This is a genomic window from Mojavia sp. (assembly GCF_059505145.1).
Genome location: NZ_JCACKA010000070.1, coordinates 33,660 through 49,361 on the forward strand (window position 1 = coordinate 33,660; position 15,702 = coordinate 49,361).

10 protein-coding genes are annotated in these 15,702 nt (G+C 42.3%); 7 read left to right on the plus strand and 3 right to left on the minus strand.

What is annotated here, in order from left to right:
• Positions 1 to 6: 6 nt before the first annotated feature.
• Positions 7 to 1,608 (minus strand): cellulase family glycosylhydrolase, encoded by a 1,602-nt coding sequence (locus tag AC5JL8_RS17240; protein WP_495880964.1) that lies wholly within the window; start codon positions 1,606 to 1,608, stop codon positions 7 to 9.
• Positions 1,609 to 2,183: 575 nt separating this feature from the next.
• Between AC5JL8_RS17240 and AC5JL8_RS17245 the strand changes: the two genes are divergently transcribed.
• Positions 2,184 to 3,011 (plus strand): hypothetical protein, encoded by an 828-nt coding sequence (locus tag AC5JL8_RS17245; protein WP_495880917.1) that lies wholly within the window; start codon positions 2,184 to 2,186, stop codon positions 3,009 to 3,011.
• Positions 3,012 to 3,096: 85 nt separating this feature from the next.
• Here AC5JL8_RS17245 and AC5JL8_RS17250 read toward each other — a convergent pair whose 3' ends face one another.
• Positions 3,097 to 3,882 carry a hypothetical protein gene (locus AC5JL8_RS17250; protein WP_495880918.1) on the minus strand — a complete coding sequence of 262 codons (786 nt, stop codon included), beginning with the start codon at positions 3,880 to 3,882 and terminating at the stop codon, positions 3,097 to 3,099.
• Between the two features lie 216 nt (positions 3,883 to 4,098).
• Here AC5JL8_RS17250 and AC5JL8_RS17255 point away from each other — a divergent pair, with 216 nt between their 5' ends.
• The 5 genes from AC5JL8_RS17255 (at position 4,099) to bcsA (ending at position 14,971) form a co-directional block, all read left to right on the plus strand.
• On the plus strand, positions 4,099 to 5,898 hold the full coding sequence (locus AC5JL8_RS17255; protein ID WP_495880919.1) for a carbohydrate porin: 1,800 nt from the start codon (positions 4,099 to 4,101) through the stop codon (positions 5,896 to 5,898).
• Entirely contained in the window at positions 5,895 to 8,252 is a 2,358-nt protein-coding gene (locus tag AC5JL8_RS17260) for a tetratricopeptide repeat protein (RefSeq protein ID WP_495880920.1), read from the plus strand. The genes AC5JL8_RS17255 and AC5JL8_RS17260 overlap by 4 nt, the downstream gene beginning before the upstream one ends.
• A gap of 192 nt (positions 8,253 to 8,444) precedes the next feature.
• Positions 8,445 to 9,707, plus strand: a complete 1,263-nt coding sequence (locus tag AC5JL8_RS17265; RefSeq protein WP_495880921.1) for a family 8 glycosyl hydrolase — start codon at positions 8,445 to 8,447, stop codon at positions 9,705 to 9,707.
• Between the two features lie 122 nt (positions 9,708 to 9,829).
• The gene (locus AC5JL8_RS17270) at positions 9,830 to 12,184 is read left to right on the plus strand and encodes a cellulose biosynthesis cyclic di-GMP-binding regulatory protein BcsB (RefSeq protein WP_495880922.1); all 2,355 of its coding nucleotides are present in this window, start codon (positions 9,830 to 9,832) and stop codon (positions 12,182 to 12,184) included.
• A 174-nt stretch (positions 12,185 to 12,358) separates the two neighbouring features.
• Positions 12,359 to 14,971: a UDP-forming cellulose synthase catalytic subunit gene (bcsA, locus tag AC5JL8_RS17275; RefSeq protein ID WP_495880923.1), complete on the plus strand. Its 2,613-nt coding sequence runs from the start codon at positions 12,359 to 12,361 to the stop codon at positions 14,969 to 14,971.
• A gap of 105 nt (positions 14,972 to 15,076) precedes the next feature.
• On the opposite strand, the gene AC5JL8_RS17280 is transcribed toward bcsA, so the two are convergent.
• Complete coding sequence (locus AC5JL8_RS17280) at positions 15,077 to 15,304, minus strand: hypothetical protein (RefSeq protein WP_495880924.1); 228 nt, start codon at positions 15,302 to 15,304, stop codon at positions 15,077 to 15,079.
• Positions 15,305 to 15,376: 72 nt separating this feature from the next.
• On the opposite strand from AC5JL8_RS17280, the gene AC5JL8_RS17285 reads away from it, so the two are divergent.
• On the plus strand, positions 15,377 to 15,700 hold the full coding sequence (locus tag AC5JL8_RS17285; RefSeq protein ID WP_495880925.1) for a hypothetical protein: 324 nt from the start codon (positions 15,377 to 15,379) through the stop codon (positions 15,698 to 15,700).
• Positions 15,701 to 15,702 lie beyond the last annotated feature (2 nt).

A 15,702-nucleotide genomic window follows, 5' to 3' on the forward strand; every position in this document is an offset into this window, starting at 1 on the left:
TCTTTTTCAAATTGGTATTACTTCTATCTGACTCACCGGATAATCTGAACCAAGTTTATTGGCACAAAAGCCAATATCCCGCGATTGATTTGGCTCAATGACTCGTCCCCAGTCTAAGGGAGTCACAATATATTTAGTTACCCCTTGTTGCTTAAAATTAGCATTCCAAGAGTTATTAATTCTAGCCTGATTCATTCTAAATCTCAGTTGCCAATTGCTAACTTTGGTATTAGTCTGATTTGTGATTTTTAAGTTGTAGCAAACTCCCGTTTCCCAATTGGAATAAATGTCAGTAGTAACTTTAAGCTGGACTGGAGAAGGAGTTGGGCGGCTGGGGGGATTTGGAGGTGTGCGAATATTGCTATCTTTCCCAATTTCTCCATCGTTGTTGCTACCTTCTATAGATGGGAGTAGCTGTGATAATAATTCTTGTTTTGGCAGATCATAATTTTGCCAATCATCTAGCAAGATACCGCCTGTATCAATACTATTAGGATTCCAACTCCAGTAAGCGAAACTCAAGTTATTTTGGCGGATGTATTTTACTAACTCATTGTGCCAAATTCCTTCTTTTGAACTTGTGTCTACTTGTCGCCCGCCAAATTCCCCAATCAAAATAGGAGCTATATTTTCACTAGAAATATAATTAAAACCTGTTTGCCAGCGATTGATCAGATTTTTGGGAAAGCTGGGTTCTGAAAAGTAGGGTTGATTGTACACGCCCGGGCCGTACTCATGAGGAGAATAAACCAGCTTGTGACGACGGGATAAGCGTACTGGGTAGCGTTTCACGCCTTCTAGATTACCACCTTGCCAATGCTGTGGAAGTTTTTGACCAGGTACATTCTTTTCTACACCTTCGACAACAATCAACCAGTTAGGGTTGACGCTGAGAATGGCATCCCCTGCACGTTCTGCTGCTAGCCGCCAGTCAGTAGCTAAGTTGTTAGTACCCCAACTAGCTTGCCCGTGCGGTTCATTTTTTAGGTCTGCACCGATGACATTAGCTTGATTTTTGTATCTTTCAGCTAACATTTTCCAGGTCTCGATCCAGTCTAATTCTGTAAAGCCGTCTCCATACCATAGTTCGGGAATTCGCTGATCATTCAGGCGGTGGCTGTCAAGTAGAATTAATAATCCTTGGTGTTCAGCTTCCTGAATGATTAAATCCATGACTTGCAAAGGGCTTTTACCTTGGAGTTCTGCGTTATTACCAATGGTAAAGTCAATACTACTGATATTAGGCGATCGCAATGCTGCCACAGAATAAGGCAACCGAATTAAGTTATATCCAAGCTTTCTAATCTGCGCCAGCATTTCTTTATAATCCCGCCTCCACAGTCCATGGGGGACGTGTGCCTCTGTTTCTATACCAAACCAGTTGACACCTCTGAGCAGCACCACCTTGCCTCTGGCATCTACAATTTTTGGGCCTAAGGTTGAAAGTGGTAGTTGCATGGTAATTGCAGCACTCGCCACATCTAGCTGATTATAGGTAGGCAACTTTGTCATACTTCCTACCAAGAATGTCACTAGAGCTGCTAATAATATGAGAATTTTTTTGTGAAATAGCAATTTTTTTTGTTTATTTTTAGGGGCTTGCCGCATATATTTATTAATTTGCATGTAGTCGATATCAAAGCCTAATTTTTAGAAGTGTTATGTATTATCTTTTGCAGTTACCTCATTTTCAGACATTATTATTTATAAAAATTTTCTGCGAATTGTATTTAATTAAAATCATATTTATAAGTTCATAATTTTCTTTATGAAAAGTTATTGTCTAGACTATCTTAGTTTTTAAAGCTGCAATCAAGATGAATAAATTACGCTTTATTTTTGAGAGTAAATTTTAACACTAAGTGTTTTTATTATTGTAATATAACGTAAAGCAAATATTTTTTAAGCCTAAAACGTCAATGATTGAAAACTTGCATCAGTGTAATTGTTATTATTTTATACTTTGATACTAGTAATTAAATTTACAAAAAATTTAATTATATTCCCAGTTCTTCATGGCTTTTATATTGCATATCGTACACAGAAATAATAATTTAGATACTAATGCAGTACAAATATTTTCTAGCCGCTGAAGAGCTATCAAAGCTAGATATTGCCAGCGCTAATTAGCCATGCTGCAATCTACCGATTGTTGTTTTACACAAACAAAACGATTTTTAATTATGTCATTATCTGCATTACAAAAATTTTTTCTCCCACCTATTATTACTTCTTTTGGTTTATTCTCATTGATGTCGGTTCCTCTTGCCGCATTAGGTGATAAACAAATTGCTATTAAATTTCAGGAAGAACCAGTTTTTTACGGCAAACTGAGAGATGTTGCGATTCCTTACGTGATATTAACAACTGCAATTAGCATTGGGGCTGGAATTTCATCTGCCGCCTTCTGTGGTTGGCGACACTCTTCTCGAAAATCGGCACAATATCAGCAGGAATTGTCTACCCTAGAGCAACATTTACAAGAAAAAGAAGCATTACTTAAAGAACTCAAGCTATCAGAGTCTCGGCTACAAGTTTCTGGTTTGGCAGCTTTTTTAGATGATGAAGTGCCTTTTGAACAAACTTTATTTTCTAACACTTTACCCACAACTATATCCCAACCTGCGGTAGTGCATACTCCAGCACTAATATATGAACAGCCAGCCAATTCTGTACAGCATATTGCAACTAAAGAGAGTACAAATCAAACTGACAGAACTGTTGCGGCTACTTCTAAGTTTGCATCTGCTCAAACTTTCTTAGGTTACGCCCAAACCAACACAAACAATATAAAAGAGACTGTTGAACCCGCTGAGGTCAGTAAAACAACAATTACATCATCTGAGTTTGAAGCGTTGCAACAACAACTTAGGCAGATGATGCTACAAATGCAGAAAATGCAGAATAATCTACAAGTAACACCCCAAGCAACAAATGTTGATGCGAAACTCACAGATAGATTTCAAATCTACTATGATACTTCAAATATCAATAAAGTTCAGTTCCATTGAACTAAGCTAATAAAGCAAGAAGCAAGCTGTTTATTAGCAGCTTGCTAAGAATTAGAAATTTTACTAACAGTTAATCGTTAATTATTCAACGCAGAAACTCGGAAGTAATTGGAGAAGCATTAGTCTGTCTGGATTTAGCTGGTGGTATCATGATAGGTCTAGTGGCAGTAGATTCCGGCAAAATTTGGTATCGGTTTCCCCAACCAGCATTGATATCTTCTGGCTGAGGACGAGGTGGTACGGTTTTCCCTACAGGCAGAGGTATTAATAAGCTTTGACTTACTTGTACATACTTTTCACCTTCATTAGTAAAGCGCACTAATTTACCTTCAAGCTTGTAATTTTCAGGTTTGAGGTTTTCAGAATTTTGATGGCCTGACTCTTCCCATTGACCTGCTGGGTCAAAAGTAGCGATAAATGTCACAGTGTTCTCTGGGATCACTCCCATTTGTGATTGATTTGCTTGCCAGACTTCTTCAAATCGGCCATCAGGTGCGACTTGCCACAGATTTAGATCAGCCTGCCATTTTCCCTGTTTGACTTGCACAATTTGACGAGCCAAGATTGAACGTTTATTACTGGTGTTAGAACTTTGCAACGGTTCTTGTTGTCCTTGTGTTGGGCGTAAATAGCGAACTGCGGCTACAGTAATCCGGCTAGATTCAGGTAAATTTGTACTGCCATTTATTTTGTATAAATTGTTGCTTAAAATTGGCTTAATATTTTTGATTTCTAACTGCGTTTCTTCTTGTGCCTTTTTAACACATCCATAATTGACAACTAACAGCATGACAAAGGTAGCTGCTAAGGCAAATGCAGCATTGCTTTTGGTGATATTCTGCCAAATAAGCTTGTAATAAGGGGTAAACATACAAGAAATTGGATTATGGGAGCTATAAAAATCTATTGCTCAATTATTAACTTATTTTGCCCATCTTTATGTTCTAAATTGCAAGCTTTACTAACTTTTTATCTAAGTTAGTTGGCGATCGCAAAATTTGTATGTCTAGATGATAATACCCAGTTTATTTGCTAAAGTGGCAACATCAAATAAAGTAAAAGCTTACTTGTATATTTAACTAGGCTCATGAGCCAAAAAGTATTCAATTGTCATAAATTTGTTTTTGCGGAACAGTCCCAGAAGATCCATTCCCTGCTGGGTACTGTTACAGTCTCGATTTTCTGGGTACTGGCAGTTAGTCAGGTATCTTCAGCGCAAGTAAACTCTATTCAACAAGAAGCTAGCGACTTCGAGGTTGGTAATTCACAATTGCTACCGGTGCCACAGTCGTCCTTACCTGTTGGTCAACCGTTAGTGAGATTGCAGACAGTACCTCCTCCACCCACAACAGCTGGTATTGCAGTTGCACCGATCGCTAATCCAGTACCTAAAACTGTGCAGCAGAAACCAGCTAATAATCTCCAGCAGATGGAGAATGCTTTTATTCAGCAACAGTCAACAGGAACTGCACAGACCACACCCAGCGCAGTTAAACCCCAAAATAAAAAGCCAGCAAATACCCTACGAATGGCAGTAGGTGGGGACAATTCTGATCTTGGTTTAGGACTCCTAAAACAAGGAGAAAACTCCCAGCCACAAATAAGCTCAGTTACAGATTCATTGCCGCCGCTTCCTGGCACAAGTGCCGCTCAAGAATTTGCTGCACCTACCACGCCGACTTTTTACCAACTGCTCAACTCCCAATCAGCTCCCCTACCGCCACTTCCGAACACAACCACAAGGCAACAAGTTAATGCCACAACTCCTAATCCAACTTTTAACCAAGTACTTACCGCCCCAAGGGATATAGCGCCATCATTCTCTGATCCAACTCCAGCTTCCGTTTCGCCAACACCGCCAAAAACAATAACTAGCCAACAGCGTCCCCTGTTCAACAGCAGTGCTTTAAAGGAACCCTCCTTACAACTCCAAGGAGTGTATGTCACTCAAGGAGGTGACACCTCAGCGCGGGCAAGACTTATGGGAGTGTACCCCCTATCTCCCCAAGCCTTATTTGGGGCAACCTTAGATTTAACAAGTAACGGCAGCAACTTTGATGACTCTCGCAGAGAAGGTTTAAATATCAACGAGCTTTATTTAGCAACTTCAATAGCGGGTTTACCTAATCTGCGATTTGTGGTCGGTCAGATAGATTTAACATCTTATTTTGACCGTAATAGTTTTGCTAAAGACGGAGCTAGCCAATTCTTTAATCCAGTATTCCAAACAAACCCTGCACTAGCGGCGACGGGGATTGCTTCCCGTCCTGGATTGTTAGTTAACTGGAGTGTCACTGATAATATTGAAGCGAAAGCGGCAGTCTTTTCATCAGCCGATAAAATCAGTGACTTTTCGTTGGATGGATTTGCCGGAGAAATCGGCGTTCGTTACGGTAATGCAATTATTCGTGCTACTTATGCCAGCGATCGCGATGCTGGTGTTCGTGATAGCTTCGGCGAAAGCTTCAGTATCGCTAGGGGAAATAATGAATTTGGGCCTATAAAAACTGATCGTGAAGAAGCATACGGTCTTAATGCCGAAGTTTTCATTCCCAATTTAAAATTAGGTCTTTTTGGGCGCTATGGTCGCTATGAAAACCGCGATTTAGGACAAGGTGCAGATACTTACGTCTTAGGAGCTAGCTTTTTAGATTTATTTACCCCAGATGATCGACTGGGGTTAGCTTATGGACGTGCTTTATCAAACGATAGCCTGCGGCGTGGAGAGCGACCAGATGTATTGGAACTGTTCTACGATTTTCAATTTTTACCGAATTTGCGGCTAGGTTTTACAGTCCAAGGACGTGATGAATTCTCAGAAACAGTTGTTGGTGTGAGGGTGAAATCAGAGTTTGATGTGACTCCAAGAGGGAGAGTTGCTCGATGAGCCAAAGTAAACAAGCCACAAAGCAAAAGGCAAAAAGTAAAAAACTTAAATATCTGTCGATTTTTACTTTTTCATTTACTCTTTTGACTTACTTAGTAACTGTGCCGCCTTTAGGAAACATTGCCCCTGTTCAAGCACAAAATTTACCTGCATCGGTAAAAAAAGGTTTTAGCTTGTTAAATAAGGGGTTGGTAAACGATGCAATTGCTGCCTTCCAGCAAACACTCAAGAGTCAACCTTCATCTTTACAAGCAAGGTTAGGATTAGCAATCGCCTATCGCCGCGCTGGACGCATATCTGAAGCGTGGACTTCCTATCAACAGGTACTAGCAATTAACCCAGATAATCAACTAGCTTTAAAAACGATTGGTTTGCTGGGGACTTATCGTCCTGAATGGCAAGTACAGGGTATTGAAGCTCTGACAACTTTAATTAAGTTGAATCCCAATGACTTAGAGGCTCTTGGTTACCGAGCTTTACTTTACTCTTACCAAGGAAGGTTTATAGAGTCTCTAGCAGACTATCAAATTGTACTTACCAATAACCCCACACCAGATGTAGTAATTGGTGCTGCTCAAACTTATAGCTACAGCGGCGATTTTTCCAAGGCATTGGAGTTATTTAACCGCTACCAAGCCACTGGAAAACCCATTGCGGGATATGCAGCTGTCGCCTATGGCCGCACCTTACGAGAAACTGGCAACGCTGCTGGGGCAGTACAGGTTTTAGAAGCGCAGTTGCAGCGATCTAAGACACTCGACCAAACAGCTATTGAAACTCGTAAAGAACTAGCGATCGCCTACCTTGCCAACCAACAGCAAGCCCAAGCTTTAGCAATATTAGATCCATTACAAGGTAGAGCAGATGCGATTTTGCCCTTAGCGCGATCGCTCAATGAAATTCGCAAACGTATCAACAATCCTACCCTGACACAGCAAGTCATCAATCTCTATCGTCAGGCATTGACAACAACTCCTAACCCTTCTCCTACCTTGCTTAGAGAAGTAGCTGATGTCTTTAGTGCATTTCCTCAAGGACGGCAAACAGCACTGCAACTTTATCGACAGGCAGCTGCACAGTTTCCCAATGATTCCAGCCTGCTGGTGCAGCAATTAGCCTTGGAATCTCAACTCGGAATGCTCAACAAAAATGACTTAAGACAACGCTTGGCTGCTGTACTGCAACCCCTGCCTACAAACCGCGTGCAATTGCAACAGCTGGCTAATGCCTTGGTGAATATCGATGCTCCCGATCCAGAATTCTTGCCTGTGTACCAAAATATTTTGCAAGCAGGAGTGAACTCACCATTTTTGAATTTCCGTTTAGCTCAGATGTATATACAACGGAATGATCTCAATGGAGCAAGACAAGCCTTAGCAGTTTACACAGCCAGCACCAAAGATACAAAGGATCTCTCCCCGCAGTTACTTGCCGCAGAAATTGAGCGACGGGAGGGTAGTTTAGAAGCGAGTGCCCGACGTTACCAAGCTGTGCTTGCTAGCCAGCCTGATAGTAGTGATATTGTTGATGCAGCTTTGCGAGGTCTAGCTGGTGTGCGATTGCAACAAAAGCGTCTTGACGATGCTGTGGCAGTTTATGACCAACTCATAACTCGCAATCCTCAGGATTTGCCGACTCAATTAGGACGGGCTAGCATCGCTTATCAAGCCAAGCGGATTTCTCAACCAGAAGCAGAGGCAGTTCTCAACAATTGGTTAGCAACACAGCCTGCAACTAATACTCCTCCAGAACTATATAGTTTGGTGGGAGCGTTGCCTACGGAGCCGCAACGTGAAGCTTTATATAATTACTTATTAGAAGTTGATCCTAGTTACATCCCCCTGCAACTACGCTTGGTGCAGGTTATAGCACTACGCAATCCCAGACAAGCGCAAGCTAGGGTAAAGCAATTGATTGCCCGTCTTGGCGACAATCCAGATTCATATCAGTTACAGGCAGAGTTAGCTCGTTCTGTAGGCAATTTGGATCTGGCTAGTGTTGCTTATCAGAATATTCTGGCGCAGCAACCAGAGAATATAGACGCTCTTGCCGCTTTGGGGGGAATTCACTTTGAACAACACCGCTTTGAGTCAGCGCAGGAAATTTATAGTCAAGTGTTGGCACAAAAGCCAGAAGACAAAGATGCACGCCGCGCTTTGGCTGGATTGAGTGCTATTTTAGACCAGCCTTTGTCAGCGTTGGCACAGCTAGAACAATTGCAAATGGAAGCGATCGCCCAAGGGACAACCGATAGTGATGTATATCGCCAAATGCAGCAAATACAAGAGGACTTTCTGTTACGGCGAGGATTTCAACCACCTTGGGAAGACTCTCAACGTCGAAATAGAAATTAGCGATTGCCCAAAGCGCAGCGCCAAAGGCGATCGCGCAGATATCTTCATGGAAGATTAACAGTTCTAAGCTAATTGCCAATAACCACAGGGGAACAATAAGAACAGGTTAGGCGATAAGGAAAAACAAAATACCTTTTTCCTGTCGCTTCCTGCACCCTCTGTCAACGTTTCAAAAATCAAACGGTTCTTAGGATGCGGCTCCTCTCAAGAGTGGTAGTAATTGCCAACCTGATCAGTTTATATGCTTGTTTCTCTGGTTACTCAGTGGTAAATCCCCAAACATTGGATCGTAAGACTCCAGTGCCAAACATCCCTACTGTAGGTGGTAGCAAAATGCCAGTATTTTTAGCGGCTTTACCCAAATCCACCTCTAATCGGGAGTTACTAGCCGAAAGCTGGGACAGCTACCGCCAAAGATTTATTCAAGGTGATGGGCGGGTAATTGACTACGAAGCGAGCGATCGCTCTACCAGTGAAGGCCAAGCCTACGCCATGCTGCGATCGGTACTCATTGATGACCCAGAAACTTTTGCTCTAACTTTAAAGTGGTCTGAAAATAACCTCTTGCGGCAACAGCATGGCAAACCCACAGATAGTTTGTGGGCTTGGAAGTGGGGGCAAAAGCAAGATGGTAACTGGGGTATCATCGACAGCAACTTTGCCAGCGATGGCGATATAGATGCCATTACTGCCTTGATTTTCGCATCACGGCGCTGGAATCGCCCCGAATACATGGAACTGGCAAAAATTAAATTGCAAGATTTATGGAAGTTTTCTACCATCTTAGGGGCTGGAGGCAAGCGCTATCTGCTACCAGGGCCAGCATCAGCATTTGCTCCTAATGGCACTACTGTCTACCTCAATCCCTCATATCTTGCTCCCTATGCTTTTCGCATATTTGCACAAATTGACCCCGCACATGATTGGTTGAGCTTGGTAGACACCAGTTACCAAGTCTTGGAAAATTCGGCGCAGCTTTCCATTGTGAATTTGCCTAGTGATTGGGTAATTCTAGATATCAACACAGGTCAATTCCAGACTGCACCAGACTCTAGTTTTCTACAGAGTTTGTACAGCTTTGACGCTTATCGAGTTTGGTGGCGTTTGTCACTTGATGCTGCTTGGTTCGATTCACCACAAGCACGGCGCTATTTGCAGAAATCGACTCAGCATCTGCAAACTTTCTGGAGTCAACAATCGCGCTTACCAGCACGCATAGATCTCCAAGGAAAAGCATTAGTAGATTACGAAGCTACATCCCAATACGCTATGTTCTATGCTGCCATGCGGTTGGTAAAACCAACACTAGCGCAAGAAGTGCTAGTGAAAAAATTGCTACCTCAATACAAGCAAGGAATTTGGGGAGATCATTCAGCTTATTACACCCAAAACCTAGCTTGGTTAGGGCTACTCCCTCCAGATTCAGTTCCCACACAACTCATCAAACCAAACTAGTAATAGAAACAAAGAATAAAAATGTATGTTTTTTAAGTAGAAATAACAGCTTTTTATTGGCAATAACACTGAAGACAAATCAAACAAATTAAAACCAAAAATCATAATAATCAAGTTGTACTATGAAGCAGTTGTTTCACGGTTTTTCAACCAATACCAAAGTACTTATTGTTACTACCTCCTTTTTACTCTTTCCCTGTTCATTATTCAGCGCTCAAGCTCAGAGTCCAGCCAACCCGAAGGAACAGCCTGTTATTTTATTGGCACAAGCAACTACACCTGAGAGTCCACAAAATTCAGCAACAACCACAAAAGAAACCGCTGATGCGAAGAATTTAACAACTTACAATCTAGAATTTAATCGCAGTCCGATTGTAGGTAATCGTATGCGCTTGCGGGGGGGTTATTCAGAAGCTCGCCTTGCCTTTACCCGTCCCCGTAGCTGGAAACTGAATAAGGGTAGGGTTAAAGCCTTAATTCGCTTTCAACAATCGCCAGCACTCTATGCTAATCGCTCTAACCTGACAGTGCTAGTCAACGGTACTAGTGTAGGCAGTGTGCCACTTAACCGTAAACAATCCCAAATCGGGCAAGTGCTGTTGAATATACCACCGAACTTACTTCAGGACTATAACGAATTAACAATCGTGGCGCAGCAGAACAACTCTTTGGAATGTAGTGATCCAAATAGCCCAGATTTGTGGACAGAAATTCTGCCAGATTCTAAATTAATTTTTAACTTCCAACAACAGCCAATTCCCCTCAACTTTAGTCGTTATCCCTATCCGTTCTTTGATGAACTTGGCTTAGATACTAACCAAATTGTTTATTTGCAACCTAACCAAGTCAGCCCATCTTGGCTAACTACAGCAGCTCGCTTACAAGCGGCGTTAGGTAGGATAGCAGATTTTCGCCCAATAGAGACGAGCTTGGTTTCTGATGTGCCCGATGTCAAGCCGAATCAACGGTTGGCGATCATTGGTACTCCTAGCGAACAACCGTCCCTAGCTACTTTGAAGAATTTGCCTATCAAAGTCATCAGTTCGCAAATTCTTGATCGCGATAATAGCCCTATACCTGAGGACACAGGGGTACTAATCGTCACCCGAGTTGAAAAGAGTAATGTTCCGGTTTTAATTGCGACTGGCAATAGCAGCAAAGCGGTAGCTAAGGCTGTACAGTTTTTGACACAACCTGATGTGCGGAAAATGGGTACAGGTCAGCTAATTTTAGTTGAGAAACTACAAGAGGCGATAACACCTGCGCCGCGCCAATGGCCGCGTTATTTACCAGAAATCAACTCCTTTAAACTGAGCGATATTAAAACTCAAGTCAGCGGCGAGCCTTTTGCTGATGTGACTGTACGTGGTGCAGCAGCGCCGCCTATTGATATTGATTTCCGCGCCTTGCCTGATGACAGGTTTGTCAGAGGTAGTTCAATGAACTTAGTTTACAGCTATGGGTCGCAGATTAATCCTAGAACCTCTGCTGTAGAAGTATTACTTGATGGAGTGTTTATCGGTGGGGCACGTCTCGATTCAGAATCAGGAGCAACTCGCAAAAACCTGAAAGTAAATTTGCCGGAAAACTTGATTAAGCCTAATTCTAAATTGCAAGTGTTTTTTCGGATGAATGCTAGGGAACCGTTTGACAAACAAAACTGTCTTCAGCCACCCGATCAACAACTTACAGGTACGGTACATTCTGACACTAGCTTCGATTTGAAACGAGAAATCTCGGCTGATATCCCAGACTTGAACCTGTTGAAATTTGGTTTTCCGTTGACTGCACCTCAGGATTTGTCCAAAACGGCGATTGTAGTACCACAAATCCCCTCAGCTACAGATGTGTTAACTGTGTTGGCCTTTAGCGAACGCTTAGGACGACTTAGCCAAGCAGATTCCGTCAAACTAGATGTTTACACGCCGGATACGTTACCTGAAAGAGTCCGTAATAATAACCATTTAGTAGGAATTGGGACGCGAGACAAGTTTCCCATCCCCGACGTATTTCAGTCTAGTGGCTTGAACTTGAGTCTGGCATTTTCTCGCTTATCAGCCCAAGCAACGATTCAAACCCCGCAGGATGCTCAAGGCATGATTAAGCAAATTATTTCGCCTTGGAGGGGCGATCGCGTGATTCTAGCTTTGACAGCGCAGTCGGAAACTGGTTTAGAACGAGTACGGCAAGTCCTCACTCAAGATCCGTGGTTCTTCCAACTCAAAAAAGATACGGTGCTGATTAGTAGCGACCAGAAAAACCCCACTCCCTACGATCCCGATGCTTATCAACTGGATTTTTTTCAGAGTGCGCCTTCTGTTCATCGCCTAGAAAATACAACCCTGTTAAGTAAGGCGTCACGCTTTTTACAAGAAAACTGGCTATTACTACCTGTAGGAATTGTGAGTTTATCTCTTCTGCTTTATGGCATTTCTCAGCTTTATCTCCAACGCCTCACTAATACTGGCAAGAAATAAATACATCTAAAAATTATTCCTTGTCTTTGATATTTTGCACCATCCTCAACAACCGTAGGGTGGGTAGCGCCCACCCTAAAAAAATTGCAATAGCAATAAAATACCACCAAAACAATAATTGACAAATTTTAGATTTTAAAAACACAAATCCAAAATTAAAATTTTAGAGCTAAAATGTCTTCTTCCTCATACAGACCACCTCGTAAACAAAGCGATCGTCAGCGTCGCAAACTGAGCAATTGGCTGCTTAACTTTACCCCTAGCTTCTTTGAGCGTACTTTAGAAAAAGTCGGCATAAAACAGTTAAAGTGGCTTATCTTACTGCTATTTTTACTTTCAGTGCCACTAATTATTACTCCGGTAGAAGTATGGCAGCAGGGTACTGTCGCTGTCTTTTTAGTAGTACTTGGCCAGCTAATTTTACAAACTGAGAATCAAGAATCTTCTTTGGAAATCAGCCATTATTACCACCTATTTATGGTGTGGTTGAGTCTGGTAACAACGCTGCGTTATTTATACTACCGCACCAGCTACACTCTCAATTTTGATGGTTGGGTCAACAGTATTGCTTGTGTGCTGTTATTTGCAGCAGAACTATATGCGATCATCACCTTGATGTTGGCATACTTTCAAACTCTTAAAATTAAGGAACGTCAGCCAGTTAATCTTTCTACGATTGCAGAAGAAGAATGGTTCAAAGTTGATATTTACATCCCAACTTACAACGAAGATGTTGAGATTGTCCGCAAGACCGCAATAGCGGCCTTGGCTTGCGACTATGCCCTTGGTAAAAAGAAGGTTTATATCCTCGATGATGGTCGCCCAGAACGCTATCAAGATAACGATCCGCGCCGAGAAAAGTTCAGCGCCAGACGGGAACAAATACGGCAAATGTGCCAAGAACTCGGCTGCATACACATGACGCGAGGCAATAACGACCATGCCAAAGCTGGGAATATCAACACTGCCTTTCGCAAAACCGACGGCGACTTAGTAATGATTTTGGACTGCGATCACATCCCATCGCGCCAATTTCTTTTGCATACAGTAGGGTTTTTTTTCGATCCAAAAGTGTCATTTGTCCAAACTCCCCACTGGTTCTATAACCCCGACCCTTTCGAGCGTAATTTAGTTACTAACGGTAGAATTCCTGTGGGCAATGAACTTTTTTATAAAGTTCTGCAAAAAGGCAATGATTTTTGGAATGCTGCCTTTTTCTGCGGTTCTGCTGCCTTAATCCGTAAATCCCATGCTTTAGAAGTTGGGGGGATTGCCGTAGAAACGGTTACAGAAGACTGTCATACTGCCTTGCGGTTGCATTCTAAAGGTTACAAGTCTGTATACTACGACAAAATTATGGTGGCTGGTTTAGCACCAGAAACGTTTTCTTCCTACGTGGGTCAACAAGTACGCTGGGCCAGGGGGATGGCGCAGATACTGCGACTGGAAAACCCCATGTTTAACCGGAAGCTAAAGCTGACATTTGCACAGCGAATTTGTTATTTAAGCGCCACTTCACACTTTTTATATGGATATCCCCGATTAATATATGCGATCGCACCCACACTATTTTTATTATTTGGGATTAACTCCGTTCAAGGTTTGGGTCTAGAAACTTTAGCCTATGCTGTACCACATATAATTCTCTCGCTCTTAACTAATTACATCATCTACAAACACGTCCGATTCTCCTTCTGGAATGAAATTTTTGAATTTGCAATGGCTTTCCAGGCTGGCTGGGTCACTTTGTTAGCGCTGATTAACCCCAAGTTGGGTTCATTTAACGTCACTGATAAAGGGGTGTCTGTTACCGAACGCATATTTGATTGGGAGTCGATGCGTGGTCTGTTATTGGTTGTGGGAGTAGTAATAGCCTCTTTGCTGGCTGTCCCCTATTGGTTGTTACTACGCCCTGAAGATTGGCAAGCTGTTTTAGTCAACACCTTGTGGTCGATTTTTAACCTAACTTTACTGATAGCTGCTTTGTTGGTTGGCTTTGAACAACCGCAGGTGCGTTCTGCCCACCGTTTACAGCGATGTCTAACTGTGATTATTTCTAGTAACGACCAAGTAATCATGGGCGAAACGGTGAATATCTCAGAAACTGGGGCATTGATTTCTTTAGAATCTTGGCCCAATTTAGCAGACGAAGTGGAAATTGAGGTCATGGGAGATTTTACTGCTAGTGCCTCCCTAACAGCGCGGATTGTGCGTGTCTCCCCTACTAGTGATACACAAACACTTTTGGCAGTTGATTTTGTTAATCCTAATCGCGCCCAACTTGATGCTTTAACCCTAGTTTTGTATTCTGATGTGCGGGAATGGTATTCCCAAAAGCGGCAATATATAGACAAGCCAATGGCTTCTTTTGGGTTTCTGGCTACTAGTCTGACTCGCTCTTTACGTGATATCAAACAACCTAGTCGCAAAAAGGTACGCAAGCAGGTACAAACTGCGGGTCAACTTTACTGGGATGGCCACTTCTTCTCAGGAATCGCAACAGAACTAGGGGTAACAGGATTGCGTTTGGAATTAGAGGATACAAAAGCCGCATCTTCTAACAGAGTACTAGAGCAACAAGACTTACACACAATGCGAACTGTTAAACCACTTGTAGGTTTGCTACTGAATCATGATGCTGAGTACTTCTCATCCAATCGATTTATTGCCGAAGTTGCCACTGTAGAAGAACAGGCAAGCGGCAAAATTGCGATCGAGTTCCATTTTCCTGAGAAATTCAAGCAACGCCAAGACCCTAAAATTAAACAACTTTTGCAACTACTGTAGTAGCCACTCAAGGCTCAGAATTAGCTTATGGCATGACGACAATTCTGTTTTTTACTATCGGGAGCAGGGCTATTTGGGAACCCTGCTCTCTATATTTGTAGCAACCTAAAAATGAAATAATATAAAATCCTGTGCCTGATCAGGGTCGGGGCGATCGCTTCCGCGCGCCCTGCTAATCGCACTCCGTGCGGTTGCCTCAAAGCTCGGCTTTGAGGAAGCCTGTTCTAAAAAAACAGGCTTGGCAGTATACGGGCGATCGCAGAAGTCACATAATCTCATAAGCTGATCTAAAGTAGCGATTTTTCGCCAACTCGCCTTACCAGCATTTTTCATGTCTGTTGGGCGACGCCTGGCAAAATATCACCTTCGCTGTATTATCCTCAGTCTTTAATCACTAAGTCCAAAATGCCTCTTAAAATTGTTCAGAACTTTGATAGCAGTTTCACTCTTGATCCCCAAGCTCAAGAGACTCTATTTAAATTATTGACGAATGAAAATTTTTTAGCTCAAATTAGTCACCAGTTGCAATCTGAAAAACTTGAATTTACAGAATTACTTTTCCAGCCAGTGCCTTACAGCTTAACTACTCCCAAAGGTATGCCAGCAGAATTTGAGAAATACCATGAATCTGATGATTACGTTATTGTCAATGTCCCGCCAAATTTTATGTTTAATGCTAAGATTTTCAAACCAAGTCGCCTGTGTGCAATTTACCGAAAAATTAGGTGATA